Annotated in this window: 1 protein-coding gene; it reads left to right on the top strand. The window is 32.6% G+C overall.

Annotation, left to right across the window (positions count from 1 at the left end):
- Window positions 1–126: 126 nt before the first annotated feature.
- Window positions 127–879 (top strand): phage antirepressor, encoded by a 753-nt coding sequence (locus AB4Y15_RS14115; protein ID WP_427340968.1) that lies wholly within the window; start codon window positions 127–129, stop codon window positions 877–879.
- Window positions 880–1,042 lie beyond the last annotated feature (163 nt).

The raw sequence follows: 1,042 nt of genomic DNA, 5'->3' as shown, positions 1-1,042 counted from the left end.
TTTAAATATACGATTTTATTATCCATATTGTTTCCCCCTTCCAACAAAATTTTACCATAACAGACAGGAAGGGACAAAGAAATAAAATTAATTATAACTTATAACTATGAAAGAGGAGGCATAAAGATGAATGATTTACAAGTTTTTTCGAATAGTGAGTTTGGACAAGTTAGAGTAATTATAAAAGATAATGAAATTTGGTTTGTAGGCAAGGACGTTGCAAGTATATTAGGTTATAAAGATACATCAGATGCTCTAAAAAAGCATGTAGATAGTGAAGATAAGATGACCCTGCAAATTGCCGACTCACTTGGAAGAAAGCAAAACACATATGTAATTAACGAAAGTGGACTTTACAGTTTAATTTTAAGTTCTAAATTACCTAATGCAAAGAAATTTAAAAGATGGGTAACATCTGAAGTGCTTCCTAGCATTCGCAAGCATGGAGCATATATGACAGATGAAATGATTGAGAAGGTACTAACTGACCCAGATACAATTATCAAATTAGCTACACAGTTAAAGGAAGCTAAAAAAGAATTGAGAGAAAAGAACAGATTTATCGGTCAATTAGCAGCAAGTGAGAATTCAATACTTGTAAGAGAATTAGCAAAGGTGGCAGCAAAGAAAGGCATAACTATTGGAGAGAAAAGGCTTTGGAAGAAGTTGAGAGAATGGGGTTTGGTATTTAAAAACAGTACAGAACCAAAGCAGCAATATATTGACAGAGGATATTTCGAAGTAGTCGAGGGAGTAACAGAGACATCAAAAGGTACATTCACATATAGAACTACTAAGGTTACAGGAAAAGGACAGATATATATTATAAAGCGACTGCTAGAAGAAAGCATACAAGAAGAGGTAGCTGTTGCTAAATAAATCTAGATAGATGATGAAAGGGGAGTAATTAATATGACTAAACCACATTTACAAGAAGCATTTCCTAATTTGAAATTAATGACAGTTAAAGAGTGTTTAGATACTTTAGGTTGGGAATATGAGCAGATAGGTGAACATTCATTTAGAAATATAAAATGTTGTG

Origin of the sequence: Caloranaerobacter longqiensis (genome assembly GCF_050286925.1) — a bacterium.
Taxonomy (GTDB): domain Bacteria; phylum Bacillota; class Clostridia; order Tissierellales; family Thermohalobacteraceae; genus Caloranaerobacter.
Note: the sequence above shows the minus strand (reverse complement) of the source record. Positions and strands in the feature narration are given on the sequence as shown.